Source organism: Streptomyces sp. NPDC085866 (genome assembly GCF_044541035.1).
Lineage (GTDB): Bacteria > Actinomycetota > Actinomycetes > Streptomycetales > Streptomycetaceae > Streptomyces.
Genome location: NZ_JBITSQ010000003.1, coordinates 131197 through 148649, shown reverse-complemented (window position 1 = coordinate 148649; position 17453 = coordinate 131197). Strand labels below are relative to the sequence as shown.

The window sequence follows — 17453 nt, the reverse complement described above, 5'->3', positions numbered from 1 at the left end:
GTCCCGTACCCCCCCCAAGGACACACCGCATGCCTCCTGCCGTGCGCTTCGGCGTCAACTACACGCCCAGCGAAGGGTGGTTCCATCACTGGCTCGACTTCGACCTCGACTCCGTACGTGCCGACCTCGACGCGATCGCCGCCCTCGGCCTCGACCACATCCGCGTCTTCCCGCTGTGGCCCTACTTCCAGCCGAACCGCACCCTGATCCGCCCGCGTGCCGTGGAGGACCTGGTACGACTGGTCGACGCGGCCGGCGAACGCGGGCTGGACGTCAACGTGGACGGGCTGCAAGGGCACTTGAGCAGCTTCGACTTCCTGCCCGCCTGGACCCGCACCTGGCACCGGCGCAACCTCTTCACCGACCCGGACGTCGTCGACGGCCAGGCCGCCTACCTGCGCACCCTCGCCGCCGCCCTCGCCGACCGGCCCCACTTCATCGGCATGACCATCGGCAACGAGGTCAACCAGTTCGCCGCCGGACCCCACCCCGACCCCGACCGGATCACGGCCGAGGACGCCGAGCGCTGGCTGACCCGGCTGCTCGCCGCCTGCGCCGAGGGCGCCCCGGACCGGCCGCACCTGCACGCCTCGTACGACGCCGCCTGGTACCAGGACGACCAGCCCTTCACCCCCGGCCACTCGGCCCGCCTCGGCGCCGTCACCGCCGTGCACTCCTGGGTGTTCAACGGCACCGCCCAGCGCCACGGCCGTACCTCCGTACCGGCCGAGCACCACGCGGCCTACCTGGTCGAGCTGAGCAAGGCCTGGGCCGAGGAGCCGCACCGGCCCGTGTGGCTCCAGGAGGTCGGCGCACCGGCGCCCCTCGTCCCCGCCGAGCACGCGGCCGCCTTCACCGAGGCGACCGTGGAGAACGTTCTGGACTGCCCCGACCTGTGGGGCGTCACCTGGTGGTGCTCGTACGACGTCTCCCGCGAACTGGCCGACTTCCCCGAACTCGAGTACGGGCTGGGGCTGTTCACCGACGACCGGCGACCCAAGGACACCGCGCGCGTACTGGCCGACGCGGCACGTGCCCACCATGAGCCCCCCGCCGTGCGCGGTACCGCCCTCGTCGTGCCCGCCGACCCGGCCCACCGCTCCCGCTGCGCCCCCGGCGGACCCGTCTTCGACGCCTTCTTCCGGCTCGTCGCCGACGGCGCCCGCCCCACCACCGTCCTGGACACCCGCGCGGACGACAAGGAACACCTCGCCGCCCGGGGCATCACCGAAGTCGTCACTCCCGACCAGGTACTCCCCACCCCACAAGGAGGAACTTGCTCGTGAACCCCACCAGACGCACCGTCCTGATCGCCGGGGCCGCCGCGGCTCTGTCGCCCACGCCCGCCCTTGCGGTCCCGCGTCCCAAGGCGGCCGCCACCCCGCCGTACGCCTCGTACTGGTACCCGGACTCCCTGCCCTCCGGCAGCCCCGGCGCCGGTATCACCTGGCGCAGCCTGAAGGCCTGGCGCGCGGCCGACGATCCCGACCTCGCCTTCAACGCCGCGTCCGTGCCGCTCGCCGCCCGCTTCACCCCGACCCCGGCCAACACCACCGCCCGCTCGGGCCAGGCCCGCATCCAGTCCCTGGTCTCCTTCGGACCGACCTCCAGCAACCCTTCGCAGGGTTCGGCCACCGCCGACTACTACGCCCTCACCCACTGGGCCTACCTCGACGAGCTGGTGTTCTGGGGCGGCTCGGCGGGCGAGGGGCTGATCCTGGCGCCGAACGCGCCGATCGTGGACGCGGCCCACCGGCACGGTGTGCCCGTCCTCGGCAACATCTTCCTGCCGCCCACCGCCTACGGCGGTCAGCTCCAGTGGACCCGCGACCTGGTCCAGAAGGACTCCTCGGGGCACTACCCGCTCGCCGCGCAACTCGTCGCGGTGGCGGCCGCCTACGGCTTCGACGGCTGGTTCGTGAACGCCGAGACAGGCGGCGGGAACACCGCGCTCGGCACCGCCATGCTCGGGTTCGTGAAGCAGCTGAAGGCGCTGGCGGCGGCCAAGGGACAGCGGGTGACCTGGTACGACGCGATGACTGTGAACGGGACGGTCAGCTGGCAGGGCGCGCTGAACAGCCAGAACCAGGCCTTCTTCCAGGCCGCCGACGACATGTTCGTCGACTTCCGGTGGAGCGCGGCGACCTTGGCCTCCTCGGGGACCAAGGCGGTGCAGCTGGGGCGCAGTCGCTACGAGTTGTGGGCGGGCGTCGACGTCGAGTCGAACGGGTCCGACTCGTCGGTGAACTGGGACGCCATCGTGCCGACCGGGAAGGCGCACGTCACCTCGATCGGCTTCTACCGGCCCGAGTGGACCCGCAACCACCTGCCTTCAGGACAGCGCGCCCCGGAGGACTTCCACGCGGCGGACGACCGGTTCTGGACCGGGCGCTCGCTCGATCCGGCGCGGCCGGACGGGACGGATCCGTGGCGGGCGCCCGCGGTGTCGGTGGCGGACCGGTCGACGGTGTCGGCGATGCCGTTCGCGAGCGTGTTCAACACCGGGCACGGGCTGCGGTGGTACGAGGAGGGGGCCGTCACCTCGGACGCGCCCTGGAACCACCTCGGGCTGCAGGACCGGCTGCCGTCGCGGCGGTGGGTCGTGCGGACGGCGGGGCGGCGGCCGGCGGTGTCCTTCGACTTCGCGGACGCGTGGCGGGGCGGGAGCAGCGTGCTGGTCGCCGGCGAACCGGATCAACCAGTGGTGGTGGATCTGTACGCGACCCGGCTGGCGATCGGTGTGGACACGGCTGTCGAGCTGACGTATCGGACCGACGCCGGCAGTGTGAACGTCGAACTGGCCGTCGCCACCGCCGAACCGAGCGGCGCCGGTGCGACACCGCCGTACACCTATCTGCCCGTGAACTCGGTCGACACCGAGGGAAGCCGGGCTGTGAACTCGGTCAACACCTGGCAGACCTCGACCGTACGGCTCACCGGCCTGTCCGGCACGATCCACTCCCTCGGCGTCCGCCTCACCGCACCCGACGGCGGCACCGTGCGCTGGCGGCTGGGCGGCGTGGCCGTACGCGACACCGCCCCGACCCCGGCCGCCCCCGCCGACCTGCGGATCACCGCGGCCTCCGGAGGCGACCTGCGCTTCGCCTGGAGCGCCGCGCCCGCCCCCGCCCCCGCCCCCGTACGCCACTACGAACTCCACCGCGTCCTGCCCGACGGCACCCGCCGCTTCCTCGGCGGTACCTGCCAGCGCGCCTACTTCGTCGCCGGCCTGCAACCCGCACCGGGAGAGACGGCCGCACGATTCGAACTGCGCTCGGTGGGGGAGCTGTACAACGCCTCGACTCCCGTGACCGTCACCCACACCTGGTAATCACCCGGAACCCAGCAGGGAGCACCCCGCATGCATGACGACCGCAACCTGGTCGAAGCCCGCCTCCGGCGCGTCCTCGACGAACGCATCCGTCCCGCCGTGTACCCCGAGTCCGTGCCGCTGCAGGTCGCGGTCTGGCACGCGCCGGGCGAGCCCGTGCCGGTCGCGGAGGGACTGGCGGCCGAGCCCGTGCCGATCGAGGTGGGCGCCCGGTGGGGTGCTCCGTGGGGGACCAGCTGGTTCCGGGTGACCGGGACCGTGCCCGAGGCCTGGGCAGGCCGGACCGTCGAGGCCCTGCTCGACCTGGGCTTCGACGAGAACATGCCCGGCTTCCAGTGCGAGGGCCTGGTCTACCGGCCCGACGGCACCCCGGTGAAGGGCCTCAACCCGCGCAACCAGTGGGTGCGCATCGGCGCGCCCGTCGAGGGCGGGGAGGAGGTGCGCCTGCACATCGAGGCCGCCTCCAACCCGGTCATCCTCGACTACCACCCCTTCCGGCCCACCCTGCTCGGCGACAAGGACACCGCCGGGCACGAGCCGCAGTACACGCTCACCCGCATGGACCTCGCCGTCCTCGACGAGACCGTATGGCAGCTGGTGCTGGACCTCGAGGTGCTGGGCGAGCTGATGGCCGAGCTGCCGGTGGACTCGGCGCGCCGCTGGGACGTCCTGCGCGCCGTCGACCGGGCCCTCGACGCCGTCGACCTGCAGGACGTGGGCGGCACGGCGGCCGAGGCCCGTGCCCGGCTCGCCGAGGTGCTGGCCGCCCCCGCCGTGCCGTCCGCGCACCGGATCAGCGCGGTCGGGCACGCGCACATCGACTCGGCCTGGCTGTGGCCGCTGCGCGAGACCGTGCGCAAGGTGGCCCGCACGACGTCCAACATGACCGCGCTCATCGAGGACGAGCCGGAGTTCGTCTTCGCCATGTCGCAGGCGCAGCAGTGGGCGTGGGTGAAGGAGCACCGGCCCGAGGTGTGGGCGCGGGTGAAGAAGGCCGTGGCGGAGGGGAGGTTCGTGCCGGCCGGCGGGATGTGGGTGGAGTCGGACACCAACATGCCCGGCTCGGAGGCGATGGCCCGTCAGTTCGTGCACGGCAAGCGGTTCTTCCTCGACGAGTTCGGCATCGAGAACGAGGAGGCCTGGTTGCCCGACACCTTCGGCTTCGCAGCCGGGCTCCCGCAGATCATCAGGGCGGCCGGCTCCAAGTGGCTGCTCACCCAGAAGATCTCCTGGTCGCAGACGAACAAGTTCCCCCACCACACCTTCCAGTGGGAGGGCATCGACGGCACCCGGATCTTCACCCACTTCCCGCCCGTCGACACCTACAACTGCTCGATGAGGGGCAGCGAGATCGCCCACGCGGCACGGAACTTCAAGGACAAGGGCAGGGCCCGGCACTCGCTCGCGCCCAGCGGCTGGGGCGACGGAGGCGGCGGCACGACCCGCGAGATGGTCGCCAAGGCGGCCCGGCTCCGCGACCTGGAAGGCTCCGCTACCGTCGTCTGGGAGACACCCCGGGCGTTCTTCGAGAAGGCCGAGGCCGAATACCCCGAACCCCCCGTCTGGGTCGGCGAGCTGTACCTCGAACTGCACCGCGCCACCCTCACCAGCCAGGCCAGGACCAAGCAGGGCAACCGCCGCAGCGAGCACCTCCTGCGCGAGGCCGAACTCTGGGCCGCCACAGCAGCCGTACGCACCGGGTTCCCCTACCCCTACGAGGAGTTGGACCGGATCTGGAAGACGGTCCTGCTGCACCAGTTCCACGACATCCTGCCCGGCTCGTCCATCGCCTGGGTGCACCGCGAGGCCCGGGCGACGTACGAGCGGGTCGCCACGGAGCTGAACGGCATCATCGACGCCGCCCAGCGCGTACTCGCGGGCGAGGGGGAGACGCCCCTGGAGTTCAACGCCGCTCCGCACCCTCGCGCCGGCATCCCGGCGGGAGGCGCGGCGACGCCACGGACGGACGGCGCGACGACGCTCACGCCGCGCCCGGAGGGCGGCCACGTCCTGGACAACGGCCTGCTGCGGATCGGGATCGACGGCCAGGGCCTCGTCGTCTCCGCGTACGACATCGAGGCCGACCGCGAGACCGTCGCCCCCGGCACCGCCGCGAACCTCCTCCAGCTCCACCCCGACTTCCCGAACATGTGGGACGCCTGGGACGTGGACGAGTTCTACCGCAACACCGTCACCGACCTCACGGACGCCGACTCGGTCACGGCGGGCGAGGACGGCGAATCGGTGCGGATCGTCCGCTCCTTCGGAACCTCCCGCGTCACCCAGGTGCTCACGCTGTCGCCGGGGGAGCGGCGCCTGGTGCTGGACACCGAGGTCGACTGGCACGAGACGGAGAAGTTCCTGAAACTGGCCTTCCCGTTCGACCTGCACGCAGAACGGTACGCGTCGGAAACACAGTTCGGGCACTTCCATCGACCGACCCACACCAACACCTCCTGGGAAGCGGCCAAGTTCGAGGCCTGCAACCACCGCTTCGTCCATCTGACGGAGCCGGACTGGGGCGTCGCCGTCGTCAACGATTCCACGTACGGCCACGACGTGACCCGCACGGTGCGCACCGACGCCGACCGCGGTACGACCACCACGGTCACCACGCTTCGGGTGTCCCTCCTGCGCGCCCCGCGCTTCCCCGACCCCGAGACCGACCAGGGCGTCCACCGCTTCCGGCACGCCCTGATCCCCGGAGCCCGGATCGCCGACGCGGTCCGCGAGGGCTGGCGGATCAACCTGCCCGGGCGGCGCACGACCGGTGCCGGTGAGGTCGCCCCGCTGGTCACCGTGGACAACGAGGCGGTCGTCGTCACTGCCGTGAAGCTGGCCGACGACGGTACCGGCGACGTGGTGATCCGCTTCCACGAGGCTCACGGAGCCCGGGCCCGGGCAACCCTGACCGCCGCCTTCCCGTTCACCGGCCTCACCGTGACGGACCTGCTGGAACGGCCGGGCGGGGAGGGGGAGCCGCCGGTGCGGGACGGCGAGCGAATCGCCGTACGGCTGCGGCCGTTCCAGCTGATGACGCTGCGGCTGCGCAGGGCCTGAGCCGCGGCCGCCGTTCGGGCTGGGGCGCCGGTCCGGGCCCCTCCCGGTGGATCCGCCCCGGTCACGAGCGGATCAGATCGAGCAGCCAGCTGGTGACCGCCCGGGTCAGTCCGGTGACCGCCGCCACGAGCAGGGCCCGTGCCCATGTACGCCGTTGTGCACGCGCGGCCCGTTCGCGGGGCGCGTGGTCGTCGGACACGCGGTCACGGGACCTGTCGCTGTCTGACATGCGGCTACGGGACATGGTTCCTCCATGAGGGGCGTTCGCGGGCCGGCTCGGAACGACCGGTCGTGAACGAGCCTGAGGCCGACCCTTGCTCGGACTCCGAGTTGCGACGGGCGCCGACGGGACGCGGCATTCGCGCCGGTCGGCCACGCGCGGCCGACCCGGTGCGAGAGCTTGGTGCGATGAGCGGCGACGGGGAGGGCGCGCCCAGGAGGCGGCCTCGGCGGCTGGAACGCGCACAGGTGGGGCCGGGCCCGCTGAGGGACCTGAAGGACCTGCTCCACCGGGTGTACCCGGCGGCGGGTGCTCCGACCCTGGACGAGATCGTCGAGGACATCGCGGCCGACGACTCTGGAAGGGCGCTGGAATGCTCCCGGACCTCGACCGCGTCGACGAGGCCGTGACCTGGTACCGACAGGCCGCCGACTGCGGCTACCCGCTCGCCCGGCCCCGGACGGTCCAGTTGCTGCACACCTCCGGCCGGGTGGACGAGAGCCTGCGGCTGCGCCGGTTCGGCGGGGAACCGGACGGCTCGATCGCCGGGCCCTGGCAGGTGCGTGCCGTGGAGGAGGCGGCCGAGCGGACCGCCGCGGTGGCAGGCCACGTCCGGCGGCTCGTCCGGGACCCGGTCACATACTGATCTGCGCCCGCAACCACTCCTCCACCTCACCGACGTGCGCGGCCGCCGCCGCGCGCGCCGCCTCCGGGTCGCGGGCCGCCAGGGCGCGGTGGATGGCGGCGTGTTCGCGGCGGGTCCGGGTGAAGGCGCCCTCCTCCTGATAGCCGCGCCAGACGCGGGCGCGGAAGGTGCGGGAGGACAGGCCCTCCAGGATGGCGGCCATCGTGTCGTTGCCTGCGGCGGCCGCGATCTCGCGGTGGAAGGCGAGGTCGTGGGCGAGGATCTCCTCGGGGTCGTCGGTGGCGTTCATCGCCGCCAGGTGTTTCTCCACCTCGGCGAGCTGGTCGTCGGTGATGCGGGCCGCGGCGAGTGCGGTCGCCGTGGATTCGAGGATGCGGCGCACCTCCAGGAGTTCCACCAGCCGTGGGCCCCGAGACAGGTCCGCGACCACGCCGAAGGTCTCCAGCAGGTCGCCGGCCTCCAGCGCGGTGACGTAGATGCCGGAACCGTGCCGGGCCTCCAGGACGCCCATGACCGTCAGCGCGCGGATCGCCTCGCGCATCGAGCTGCGGGAGATGCCCAGTCGGGCCGCCAGGTCGCGCTCGGTGGGCAGGCGCTGGCCCGGCTCCAGGCGGCCCTCGGCGATCATCGCCTTGATCTGCTCGATGGCGCGCTGGGTCACCGTGCCCTTCTGCGGGGCTGCCTCGTCCACGCCGTCCACGCCGCTCCTCCCGTCGCTGGGTGCGTCGCAGTCTAACCAGCAGAGTGGTCCGACCACTACGCATCGAGGAGCGGAAAAATTGGCGTCAGAGGGTGTTCCGGCGCCTGAGTGGTCTGATAAGTATCCAGGCATCTGCTCGAACACCCTCGACGAGGAGCCGCGAGATGCCCGTCAGAACAGCGAGGAAGCAGAACAGGTCACGGATCACCGGCGTGGCGGCCCTGGCCGCCTGCGCCTCGCTGCTGCTCACCGCGTGCGGCAGCACCAAGGACACCGGCGCGTCCAGCGCGGGAGGCGGAGGCGGCTCCGGGAAGGTCGGGGTGATCCTGCCCCTGCTGACCTCGCCGTTCTGGCAGTCGTACAACGACTACGTACCGAAGATGGCCAAGTCCGAGGGTGTCGACGCGCTGAAGACGGTCAACTCCAACAGCGATCCCTCGCAGCAGATCACCGACATCAACAACGAGCTGAACCAGGATGTGAAGGGCCTGGTGGTCGCGCCCCTGGACAGCGCCGCCATCCAGGCCGGACTCGACCAGGCCGAACGCAAGGGCGTGCCGGTCGTCGCCGTGGACGTCGCGCCCGACAAGGGCAAGGTCGCCATGGTGGTGCGCGCCGACAACGTCGCCTACGGCAACAAGGCCTGCGACTACCTCGGACAGCACGTCACCAGCGGCAAGGTCGTGCAGATCATGGGCGACCTCGCCTCGGTCAACGGCCGCGACCGCTCCGAGGCCTTCCGGGCCTGCGTGAAGAAGAAGTACCCGAAGCTCAAGGTGCTGGAGATACCGGCCAAGTGGGAGTCCGACACCGCGGCCGCCAAGCTGGACACGCTGCTCAACGCCAACCCCGACATCAAGGGCATCTACCTGCAGGCCGGTGGCGTGTACCTCGCGCCGACCCTGCAGACCCTGAAGTCGAAGAGCATGCTGAAGACGGCCGGCCGGAAGGGCCACATCGTCATCGTCTCCAACGACGGCATCCCGCAGGAGTTCGACGCCATCCGCAAGGGCCAGATCGACGCCACCGTCTCCCAGCCCGCCGACGCCTACGCCCGGTACGGCATGTACTACATCAAGGCGGCGATGGCGGGGAAGACGTTCGAGCCCGGTCCCACCGACCACGGCTCGACCATCGTGAAGCTGCCCAGTGGCATCCTCGAGGACCAACTGCCCGCGCCCCTGGTCACCAAGGAGAACGTCGACGACCCCAAGCTCTGGGGCAACACGGTCAAATGAGCGCACCTCTCGTTGAAGCCGAGGGCATCGTCAAGCGGTACGGCCCCACGGTCGCCCTCGCCGACGGCCGGCTCACCGTCCACCCCGGCGAGTCCCACGCACTGGTCGGCCGCAACGGCGCCGGCAAGTCCACGCTGGTCAACGTCCTCACCGGGCTCCAGGCGCCGGACGAGGGCACCGTACGCTTCGACGGCGAGCCCGCACCCGCGCTCGCCGACCGGGACGCCTGGCGCCGCAAGGTCGCCTGCGTGTACCAGAAGCCCACGGTCGTAACGGAGTTGACGGTCGCCGAGAACCTGTTCATCAACCGGCAGCCGCTCCAGCGGGGCTTCATCAGCTGGCGTCGGCTCAGGCGTGAGGCCGCCGATCTGCTCGCCACCTGGGACGTGCGCGTGGACCCCGAGGCCCGCACCGCCGACCTCAGGGTCGAGGACCGTCAAATGGTGGAGATCGCCCGGGCGTTGAGCTTCGGCGCGCGGTTCATCGTCCTGGACGAGCCGACCGCCCAGCTCGACAGCCGGGAGATCGAGCGGCTGTTCAGCCGGATGCGGGCCCTGCAGGACTCCGGGGTCACCTTCCTGTTCATCTCGCACCACCTCCAGGAGGTGTACGAGGTCTGCCGGACGGTGACCGTCCTGCGCGACGCCCGCTGGATCACCACCGCCCCGGTCGCCGAACTGCCGCGCGCGGCGCTGGTGGAGGCCATGGCCGGGGAGGCCGTCGTCGAGCGGGCGGTGACCGTGCGGGACACGGTGGCCGACGACGCGCCGGTCGCCCTGGAAGCACACGGGCTGTCGTCGGAGGCGTACCGGGACATCGACCTCACCGTCCGGCACGGCGAGGTCGTCGGACTCGCCGGCTCCAGCGGCAGCGGGAAGATCGAGCTGGCCGAGTCCCTCGCCGGACTGCACACCCCGACCGGCGGTACGGCTCGGCTCGACGGCAGACGACTCCCGTTCGGCGACGTCCAGGCCGCGCTCGGGGCCGGTGTCGGCTGCGTACCCCGGGACCGGCACGAACAGGGACTCGTGACCGGGATGAGCATCGGCGACAACGCCACCCTGAGCGTCCTCGGCCGCCTGGGCCGGTACGGCTTCGTCGGCACCCGGCGCAGACGCGGTGTCGCCACCGATCTGATCGAACGCCTCGACATCCACGCCGAGGGCCCCGACCAGCCCGTCTCGGACCTGTCCGGCGGCAACGCACAGAAGGTCGTCATGGCCCGCGCCCTGGCGTCCGACCCGCGGCTGCTCGTCCTCATCAACCCCACCGCGGGTGTCGACGTGAAGTCCAAGGAGTCCCTGCTGGCCCGGATGGACAGCGCCCGCGAGGACGGCACCGCCGTGCTCGTCGTCTCCGACGAACTCGACGACCTGCGGCGCTGCGACCGCGTCCTCGTCCTCTTCCACGGCCGGATCGTCGCCGAGCACCCGGCGGGCTGGCACGACCACGAGCTGATCGCCTCCATCGAAGGAGTGGACCATGGCTGACGGATCGACCATGGCTGAAGGAGTGGACCATGGCTGACACCAAGGCCCCGCCGCTCACGCCCGTCAAGGTCCAGGGCCCCCGCTCGGCCAAGGCCGTCCTGCTTCGCCGCGCCCGCGAACTCGCCCTGGTTCCCGCCCTGTTGCTGCTGATGGTGCTGGGCGCGTTCGTCAACGGCTCCTTCCTGACCGAGCGCAACATCATCTCGATCCTCGGCGCCTCCGCGGCCCTCGCCATGGTGGTGCTCGCCGAGTCGCTCGTCCTGATCACCGGCAAGTTCGACCTGTCGCTCGAATCGGTGGTCGGTATCGCCCCCGCCGTGGGCGCCCTGCTCGTCCTGCCCTCGGCCCAGTCCGGCTGGGGCACCGAGTGGCCCACCGCGCTCGCCCTGGTCGCGATCCTCGTCGTCGGCGCGGCGATCGGCGCCCTCAACGGCATCCTCGTGGTGAAGTTCCGGCTCAACGCCTTCATCGTCACCCTGGCGATGCTGATCATCCTGCGCGGGCTGCTGGTCGGCGCCACCAAGGGCAAGACGCTGTTCGGGATGCCCGACGCGTTCTTCACCCTCGCCACCACGACCTTCCTGCGCGTCCCGATGTCCGTGTGGCTGGCGGCGTTCGCCTTCGCGGTCACCGGGTTCCTCCTGCGCTACCACCGCGTCGGCCGCGCCCTCTACGCCATCGGCGGCAACGCGGACGCGGCCCGCGCGGCCGGTATCCGGGTCGAGCGCGTGATGCTCGGGGTGTTCGTCGTCGCCGGTGTCCTCGCCTCCGTCGGCGGCCTCCTGCAGACCGGGTACGTCGGCGCCATCAGCGCCAACCAGGGCAACAACATGATCTTCACCGTGTTCGCGGCGGCGGTGATCGGCGGCATCAGCCTGGACGGCGGCAAGGGCACCATGGTCGGCGCCCTCACCGGTGTCCTCCTGCTGGGCGTCGTACAGAACCTGCTGACCCTCGCGCAGGTGCCGTCGTTCTGGATCCAGGCCATCTACGGCGGGATCATCCTCGTCGCCCTCATGATCGCCCGCGTGACGACGGGCCGGGCCCAGGACTGACTCCGCCACAACTGTCCCCTGACCGAAAGGACTTCAGTGTCCGAGGCCCCCGCCCGCATCACCGCGGTCGACACCCACGACATCCGTTTCCCCACCTCGCGCGAGCTGGACGGCTCCGACGCGATGAACCCGGACCCCGACTACTCGGCGGCCTACGTCGTCCTGCGCACGGACGCCGTCGACGGGCACGAGGGGCACGGGTTCACCTTCACCATCGGGCGGGGCAATGACGTCCAGGTCGCAGCGATCGTCGCGCTGCGGGGCCATGTGCTCGGCCGCCCGGTCGAAGAGGTCTGCGCCGACCCCGGCTCGCTCTTCCGGGACCTGATCGCCGACAGCCAGCTGCGCTGGCTCGGCCCCGAGAAGGGCGTGATGCACATGGCGATCGGGGCCGTCGTCAACGCCGTCTGGGACCTCGCCGCCCGCCGGGCCGGCAAGCCGCTGTGGCAGCTGCTCGCCGACGCCGAACCGGAGTGGCTGGTCAGCCAGATCGACTTCCGCTACATCACCGACGCCCTCACCCCCGAGGAGGCCCTCGACCTGCTCAGACGTGGTAGCGAGGGCACCGCGGACCGCCGGGCCCGGCTGCTGGAGCGCGGCTTCCCCGCGTACACGACCTCTCCCGGCTGGCTCGGCTACGACGACGAAAAACTCACCCGGCTCGCCGCCCAGGCCGTCGCCGACGGCTTCCGGCAGATCAAGCTCAAGGTGGGCGCCGACCTGGCGGACGACGTACGGCGCTGCCGGGTCGCCCGCGCCGTGGTCGGACCGGACGTCCGCCTCGCCGTCGACGCCAACCAGCGCTGGAACGTGGACGAGGCGATCGCCTGGACCAAGGCGCTCGCCGAGTTCGCCCCGTACTGGATCGAGGAACCCACCAGCCCCGACGACGTCCTCGGCCACGCGGCCATCCGCCGCGCGGTGACACCTGTCAAGGTCGCCACCGGCGAGCACGTCCACAACCGCATCGTGTTCAAGCAGATGCTCCAGGCCGGCGCCCTCGACATCGTGCAGATCGACGCGGCCCGCGTCGGCGGGGTCAACGAGAACCTCGCCATCCTGCTGCTCGCCGCCAAGTTCGGCGTCCCCGTCTGTCCGCACGCCGGCGGGGTCGGCCTGTGCGAACTCGTCCAGCACCTGTCGATGTTCGACTACCTGGCGGTCTCCGGCACCACCGAGGACCGGGTCATCGAGTACGTCGACCACCTCCACGAGCACTTCCTCACCCCCGTGGTGATCCGCGACGGCCACTACACGGCCCCCACCACGCCCGGCTTCTCGGCGGCCATGCGCCCCGAGTCGATCGCGCGGTACACCTACCCCGGCGGCACCTTCTGGGCCGCCGACCCCGACACGCAGAAGGGACAGGCGGCATGAGCGACTTCGCGGGCCTCAGGGCCCTGGTCACCGGCGGCGCCTCCGGGATCGGCCGGGCCACGGCCGACCTCCTCGCCGAACGCGGCGCCCAGGTCGCCGTGCTCGACCTGGACCCGTCCCCGGTGGACAAGCCCCTCCTCGCCTACCGGGCGGACGTCAGCGACGCCACCTCGGTGCGTACCGCCGTCGAGCAGGCCGCCGAGGCCCTCGGCGGTCTCGACGTCCTGGTCAACAACGCCGGCATCGGCGCCCAGGGCACCGTCGAGGACAACGACGACGAGGAGTGGCGGCGCGTCTTCGACGTCAACGTCCTCGGCATGGTCCGTGCCGCCCGCGCCGTCCTCCCGCATCTGCGCCGCTCCCGGCACGCGGCGATCGTCAACACCTGCTCCATCGCCGCCACCGCGGGGCTGCCGCAGCGCGCCCTCTACAGCGCCACCAAGGGCGCGGTGTACTCCCTGACCCTGGCCATGGCCGCCGACCACGTCCGTGAGGGCATCCGGGTGAACTGCGTCAACCCCGGTACGGCGGACACCCCGTGGGTCGGACGGCTGCTGGACGCGGCCACCGACCCCGCCGCCGAACGGGCCGCTCTGGAGGCCCGTCAGCCCACCGGCCGGCTCGTCTCGGCGGCCGAGGTCGCGGGCGCCATCGCCTACTTGGCCAGCCCCCTCTCCGGTGCCACCACCGGCACCGCCCTCGCCGTCGACGGCGGTATGCAGGGCCTCAGGCTGCGCCCGGCGGGCCGGTGAACCGGCTGGGCCGCAGTGGCGTCGAGGTCAGCCCGCTGGGCTTCGGCGCCGCCGGGATCGGCAACCTGTACACCCCGATGGACGACGAACAGGCGTACGAGGCCGTACGGGCCGCCTGGGAGCGGGGCATCCGCTACTTCGACACCGCACCCCACTACGGCCTCGGCCGGTCCGAACGGCGCCTGGGCGCGGCCCTGCGGGCGTACGGCCGCGCCGCGTACACGCTCTCCACGAAGGTCGGCCGCCGCCTGGAACCCGCTGCCGACGGCACCGGAGACGACCTGGCGAACGGCTTCGCCGTCCCCGCCGACCGCCGCCGCGTCTGGGACTTCAGCGCCGACGGCATCCGCCGCACCCTGGAGGCGAGCCTGGACCGGCTCGGCCACGACCGGGTGGACGTCGTCTACCTCCACGACCCCGACGACCACGCCGAGCAGGCCTTCCGCGAGGGCTATCCCGCCCTGGAGAAGCTCCGCTCGGAGGGTGTCGTGGGCGCGATCGGCGCGGGCATGAACCAGGCGGAGATGCTCACCCGGTTCGTCCGCGACACGGACGTGGACGTGGTGCTCTGCGCGGGCCGGTACACCCTGCTCGACCAGAGCGCGGCGGCCGAGCTGCTGCCCGAGGCCGCGTCGAGGGGGGTGTCGGTCGTCATCGGCGGCGCCTTCAACTCGGGCCTACTGGCGGATCCGAATCCCGAGTCGACGTACAACTACACCCGCGCACCACAGGAGTTGCTGGACCGCGCCCTGCGTCTGAAGGCGGTCGCCGCCCGGCACGGGATCACCCTGCGCACCGCCGCCCTGGCCTTCTGCGCCGCGCATCCGGCCGTCGCCAGCGTCCTGGCCGGAGCCCGCTCCGCAGCCGAAGTGCACGACTGCGCCGAGCAGTTCGCCATCCCCGTCCCGCCCGCCTTCTGGCAGGAACTGCGCGACACCGGTCTGCTGCCGTCCGAGGAGCCGTCATGAGAGTCGCCCTGCACACCAAGGTCCGCGCCCACCGCATCGCAGACTACGAAGCGGCCCACCGTGAGGTCCCGAAGGAACTCACCGAGGCCATCCGCGCCGCCGGAACCACCTCCTGGACCATCTGGCGCAGCGGCACCGACCTCTTCCACCTCCTGGAGTGCGAGGACTACGGCCGGCTCCTCGCCGCACTCGAGGAGCTGCCGGTCAACGTCGCCTGGCAGGCCCGGATGGCCGAGCTGCTCGACGTGGTGCACGACTACTCGCAGGGCGGCGCCGACGCCCGGCTGCCGGTCGTCTGGGAGCTGCCGTGACCGTCGACGCCCACCATCACGTCTGGGACCTGTCGGTCCGCGACCAGGACTGGATCCAAGGCCCCGGACTCCAGCCGCTGAGAAGGAACTTCACCCTCGCCGACCTGGAACCCGAGGCCCTGGCGGCCGGAGTGGACCGCACCGTCCTCGTCCAGACGATCACCGTCCCCGAGGAGACCCCCGAGTTCCTGGCCCTGGCGGCCGGACACGACCTCGTCGCGGGCGTGGTCGGCTGGACCGACCTCACCCGTGCCGACCTCGCCGACGAACTGGCCCGCCTGCGCGAACTCCCCGGCGGCTCCTATCTGAAGGGCATCCGCCATCAGGTCCAGGGCGAGCCCGACCCGCAGTGGCTGCTGCGGCCCGACGTACGGCGCGGCTTGGCCGCCGTCGCCGAAGCGGGCCTGGTCTACGACCTCGTGGTCCTGCCCCACCAGCTCCCGGCCTGTGCCAAGGCGGCCGCAGACCTGCCTCGACTCACCTTCGTCCTCGACCACCTGGGCAAGCCGCCCATCGCCTCGGGCGAACGCGAACCGTGGGCCGCGGAGCTGCGTGTCCTGGCCGCCCTCCCCAACACCGTCGCCAAACTCTCCGGCCTGGTCACGGAGGCTGACCCCGACTCCTGGACGACCGAGGACCTGCGCCCGTACGCGGACACCGCCCTGGAGGCCTTCGGCCCCGAGCGCCTCATGTTCGGCTCCGACTGGCCGGTGTGCACGCTCGCGGCCACCTATGCACAAGTCCACGACGCGGCAGGGGAGTTGACGGCAGGTCTCAGTGCGGCCGAGCGCACCGCCCTGTACGAGGGCACCGCCAGCCGGGTCTACGACCTCTGAGCCATCCGGGCCAGCCGTGTGGGCGGCAGCCAGTCCCGCACGTAGACCCGCTCCCAGCACGCTCCTGTCTCCCGCAGCTCCTGCCAGGTGGTGTAGCGGTAGCGGAAGAGGCGGGCGCGGACGAATCGGGGCGGGGTGTCCGGCGGGAAGGGGGAGCGGCGCAGGAGCTTCAGGGTGTCGCGGTCGTTCTCCAGCAGCCGTTCCACCAGCCCGCCGAACCATTCGCCGGCGTAGGCGGGGGACAGTGCGGCGAACCACATCAGCCAGTCCAGGCGCAGATGGTAGGGCGCGAACTGGCGTGGCCAGTGCCGGGGATCGCCGGGCTTCCCCTTGAACTCGTACTCCCGCCACTCCGAGTCCTCCCGCGGCATGTCGTCCAGCGTGCCCTCGACCACCACCTCGTGACGGATCCGGCTGACGCTGCCGAACGCGCCGTAGGTGTTCACCAGGTGCAGCGGGTCGAAGGAGCGATTCATGACCTGGCGCCGGGAGATCATGTTCGTCACCGGGTGGTAGCTCAGGAAGACCAGCAGCGCGGCGACCGCGAGCACCACGACCTCGTACCAGAGCGGTGCCGCGGGCACGGACGATGCCGTGGCGGGCAGCCGCAGCGCGGACAGGGCCACGACGATGGTGATCCAGTTCAGCCAGGAGAAGTTGCCCGACAGCACCAGCCACAGCTGGGTGACGATCATCAGGGCGGCGGCGGCCGAGGCGATCGGCTGGGGGGTGAACAGCAGAACGGGCACGACCAGCTGGGTGAAGTGGTTCGCGGCGACCTCCACCCGGTGCAACGGCTTCGGCAGGTGGTGGAAGAACCAGCTCAGCGGACCCGGCATCGGCTGCGTCTCGTGGTGGTAGTACAGGCACGTCAGCTTCCGCCAGCACGCGTCGCCCCGGAGCTTGATCAGCCCGGCGCCGAACTCGACCCGGAACAGGATCCAGCGCAGCAGGAACAGGACGACGATCGGCGGAGCGACCTCGTCGTTGCCCAGGAAGGCGGCCAGGAAGCCGACCTCGAGCAGCAGCGACTCCCAGCCGAACGCGTACCACGTCTGGCCCACGTTGACGATCGACAGATAGAGCGCCCACGGCACCAGCCACAGCAGGATGCCGCTCCACAGCGGCAGCAGCGAGTCCGCGCCGGCCAGCAGGGCCGCCGACACCGCGCAGCCCGCCCAGGCACACGCCGCGAAGAAGCGGTCCGAGTAGTGCAGGTGGAACAGGCTCGGGGCGCGTCTGAAGGGGATCCGCGCCGTGTAGTGCGGGATCGGCAGCATGCCGCGCTCGCCCAGCAGGGCCCGGAACTGCAGGGCGGCCGCCAGGAACGCGACGAGGTACAGACCGGCCAGGGCCCGCTGGAAGACCAGCCGGCTCAGCCAGTACTCGGGTGCGGTGAACCAGTCCACGGCGGTGTGCTCCTGCCTCCATTGTGGCCGCCGCGACGACGGTGTCCCAGCGGTGCTCGT

16 protein-coding genes are annotated in these 17453 nt (G+C 71.7%); 13 read left to right on the top strand and 3 right to left on the bottom strand.

Features of this window, described 5'->3' with window-relative positions:
- Nucleotides 1-29 precede the first annotated feature (29 nt).
- Genes ACIF83_RS07475 through ACIF83_RS07465 form a run of 3 tightly spaced genes read left to right on the top strand, consistent with a single transcriptional unit; the run spans nt 30 to nt 6391 of the window.
- The gene (locus ACIF83_RS07475) at nt 30-1286 is read left to right on the top strand and encodes a glycosyl hydrolase (protein ID WP_398137916.1); all 1257 of its coding nucleotides are present in this window, start codon (nt 30-32) and stop codon (nt 1284-1286) included.
- The gene (locus ACIF83_RS07470; protein ID WP_399724310.1) at nt 1283-3331 is read left to right on the top strand and encodes an endo-beta-N-acetylglucosaminidase; all 2049 of its coding nucleotides are present in this window, start codon (nt 1283-1285) and stop codon (nt 3329-3331) included. The genes ACIF83_RS07475 and ACIF83_RS07470 overlap by 4 nt, the downstream gene beginning before the upstream one ends.
- 30 nt (nt 3332-3361) lie before the next feature.
- Complete coding sequence (locus tag ACIF83_RS07465) at nt 3362-6391, top strand: alpha-mannosidase (RefSeq protein ID WP_399724307.1); 3030 nt, start codon at nt 3362-3364, stop codon at nt 6389-6391.
- Between the two features lie 61 nt (nt 6392-6452).
- On the opposite strand, the gene ACIF83_RS07460 is transcribed toward ACIF83_RS07465, so the two are convergent.
- Nucleotides 6453-6620 (bottom strand): hypothetical protein, encoded by a 168-nt coding sequence (locus ACIF83_RS07460; RefSeq protein WP_393470946.1) that lies wholly within the window; start codon nt 6618-6620, stop codon nt 6453-6455.
- A gap of 179 nt (nt 6621-6799) precedes the next feature.
- On the opposite strand from ACIF83_RS07460, the gene ACIF83_RS07455 reads away from it, so the two are divergent.
- Both ACIF83_RS07455 and ACIF83_RS07450 read left to right on the top strand, forming a co-directional pair.
- Complete coding sequence (locus tag ACIF83_RS07455; protein ID WP_399724304.1) at nt 6800-7021, top strand: hypothetical protein; 222 nt, start codon at nt 6800-6802, stop codon at nt 7019-7021.
- Nucleotides 6985-7257: a hypothetical protein gene (locus ACIF83_RS07450; RefSeq protein WP_399724301.1), complete on the top strand. Its 273-nt coding sequence runs from the start codon at nt 6985-6987 to the stop codon at nt 7255-7257. Before ACIF83_RS07455 ends, ACIF83_RS07450 begins: the two co-directional genes overlap by 37 nt.
- Here ACIF83_RS07450 and ACIF83_RS07445 read toward each other — a convergent pair.
- Nucleotides 7247-7948 carry a FadR/GntR family transcriptional regulator gene (locus ACIF83_RS07445; protein ID WP_393471328.1) on the bottom strand — a complete coding sequence of 234 codons (702 nt, stop codon included), beginning with the start codon at nt 7946-7948 and terminating at the stop codon, nt 7247-7249. The two genes, ACIF83_RS07450 and ACIF83_RS07445, sit on opposite strands and share 11 nt — an antisense overlap.
- A 173-nt stretch (nt 7949-8121) precedes the next feature.
- Here ACIF83_RS07445 and ACIF83_RS07440 point away from each other — a divergent pair, with 173 nt between their 5' ends.
- Genes ACIF83_RS07440 through ACIF83_RS07405 form a run of 8 tightly spaced genes read left to right on the top strand, consistent with a single transcriptional unit; the run spans nt 8122 to nt 15984 of the window.
- A complete protein-coding gene (locus ACIF83_RS07440; protein WP_398137922.1) occupies nt 8122-9195 on the top strand; it encodes a sugar ABC transporter substrate-binding protein in 1074 nt (357 codons plus the stop codon).
- The gene (locus tag ACIF83_RS07435) at nt 9192-10685 is read left to right on the top strand and encodes a sugar ABC transporter ATP-binding protein (protein WP_399724298.1); all 1494 of its coding nucleotides are present in this window, start codon (nt 9192-9194) and stop codon (nt 10683-10685) included. Before ACIF83_RS07440 ends, ACIF83_RS07435 begins: the two co-directional genes overlap by 4 nt.
- A gap of 29 nt (nt 10686-10714) precedes the next feature.
- Nucleotides 10715-11740 (top strand): ABC transporter permease, encoded by a 1026-nt coding sequence (locus tag ACIF83_RS07430; protein ID WP_399724295.1) that lies wholly within the window; start codon nt 10715-10717, stop codon nt 11738-11740.
- 36 nt (nt 11741-11776) lie between these two features.
- Nucleotides 11777-13117, top strand: a complete 1341-nt coding sequence (locus tag ACIF83_RS07425; RefSeq protein ID WP_399724292.1) for an L-fuconate dehydratase — start codon at nt 11777-11779, stop codon at nt 13115-13117.
- Complete coding sequence (locus tag ACIF83_RS07420; RefSeq protein WP_399724289.1) at nt 13114-13869, top strand: SDR family NAD(P)-dependent oxidoreductase; 756 nt, start codon at nt 13114-13116, stop codon at nt 13867-13869. The genes ACIF83_RS07425 and ACIF83_RS07420 overlap by 4 nt, the downstream gene beginning before the upstream one ends.
- The gene (locus ACIF83_RS07415; RefSeq protein WP_399724286.1) at nt 13866-14837 is read left to right on the top strand and encodes an aldo/keto reductase; all 972 of its coding nucleotides are present in this window, start codon (nt 13866-13868) and stop codon (nt 14835-14837) included. Before ACIF83_RS07420 ends, ACIF83_RS07415 begins: the two co-directional genes overlap by 4 nt.
- Nucleotides 14834-15148 carry an L-rhamnose mutarotase gene (locus ACIF83_RS07410; RefSeq protein WP_398137927.1) on the top strand — a complete coding sequence of 105 codons (315 nt, stop codon included), beginning with the start codon at nt 14834-14836 and terminating at the stop codon, nt 15146-15148. The genes ACIF83_RS07415 and ACIF83_RS07410 overlap by 4 nt, the downstream gene beginning before the upstream one ends.
- The gene (locus ACIF83_RS07405) at nt 15145-15984 is read left to right on the top strand and encodes an amidohydrolase family protein (RefSeq protein ID WP_399724283.1); all 840 of its coding nucleotides are present in this window, start codon (nt 15145-15147) and stop codon (nt 15982-15984) included. Before ACIF83_RS07410 ends, ACIF83_RS07405 begins: the two co-directional genes overlap by 4 nt.
- Here ACIF83_RS07405 and ACIF83_RS07400 read toward each other — a convergent pair.
- Nucleotides 15972-17393, bottom strand: a complete 1422-nt coding sequence (locus tag ACIF83_RS07400; RefSeq protein WP_399724280.1) for a lipase maturation factor family protein — start codon at nt 17391-17393, stop codon at nt 15972-15974. The two genes, ACIF83_RS07405 and ACIF83_RS07400, sit on opposite strands and share 13 nt — an antisense overlap.
- Between the last annotated feature and the right edge of the window lie 60 nt (nt 17394-17453).

What these genes read in the sequence shown, in the direction of transcription:
- ACIF83_RS07475 (WP_398137916.1), top strand. Translation starts at nt 30, where the DNA reads ATGCCTCCTGCCGTGCGCTTCGGCGTCAACTACACGCCCAGCGAAGGG.
- ACIF83_RS07465 (WP_399724307.1), top strand. Translation starts at nt 3,362, where the DNA reads ATGCATGACGACCGCAACCTGGTCGAAGCCCGCCTCCGGCGCGTCCTC.
- ACIF83_RS07460 (WP_393470946.1), bottom strand. Translation starts at nt 6,620, where the DNA reads ATGTCAGACAGCGACAGGTCCCGTGACCGCGTGTCCGACGACCACGCG.
- ACIF83_RS07455 (WP_399724304.1), top strand. Translation starts at nt 6,800, where the DNA reads ATGAGCGGCGACGGGGAGGGCGCGCCCAGGAGGCGGCCTCGGCGGCTG.
- ACIF83_RS07450 (WP_399724301.1), top strand. Translation starts at nt 6,985, where the DNA reads ATGCTCCCGGACCTCGACCGCGTCGACGAGGCCGTGACCTGGTACCGA.
- ACIF83_RS07440 (WP_398137922.1), top strand. Translation starts at nt 8,122, where the DNA reads ATGCCCGTCAGAACAGCGAGGAAGCAGAACAGGTCACGGATCACCGGC.
- ACIF83_RS07435 (WP_399724298.1), top strand. Translation starts at nt 9,192, where the DNA reads ATGAGCGCACCTCTCGTTGAAGCCGAGGGCATCGTCAAGCGGTACGGC.
- ACIF83_RS07430 (WP_399724295.1), top strand. Translation starts at nt 10,715, where the DNA reads ATGGCTGACACCAAGGCCCCGCCGCTCACGCCCGTCAAGGTCCAGGGC.
- ACIF83_RS07420 (WP_399724289.1), top strand. Translation starts at nt 13,114, where the DNA reads ATGAGCGACTTCGCGGGCCTCAGGGCCCTGGTCACCGGCGGCGCCTCC.
- ACIF83_RS07410 (WP_398137927.1), top strand. Translation starts at nt 14,834, where the DNA reads ATGAGAGTCGCCCTGCACACCAAGGTCCGCGCCCACCGCATCGCAGAC.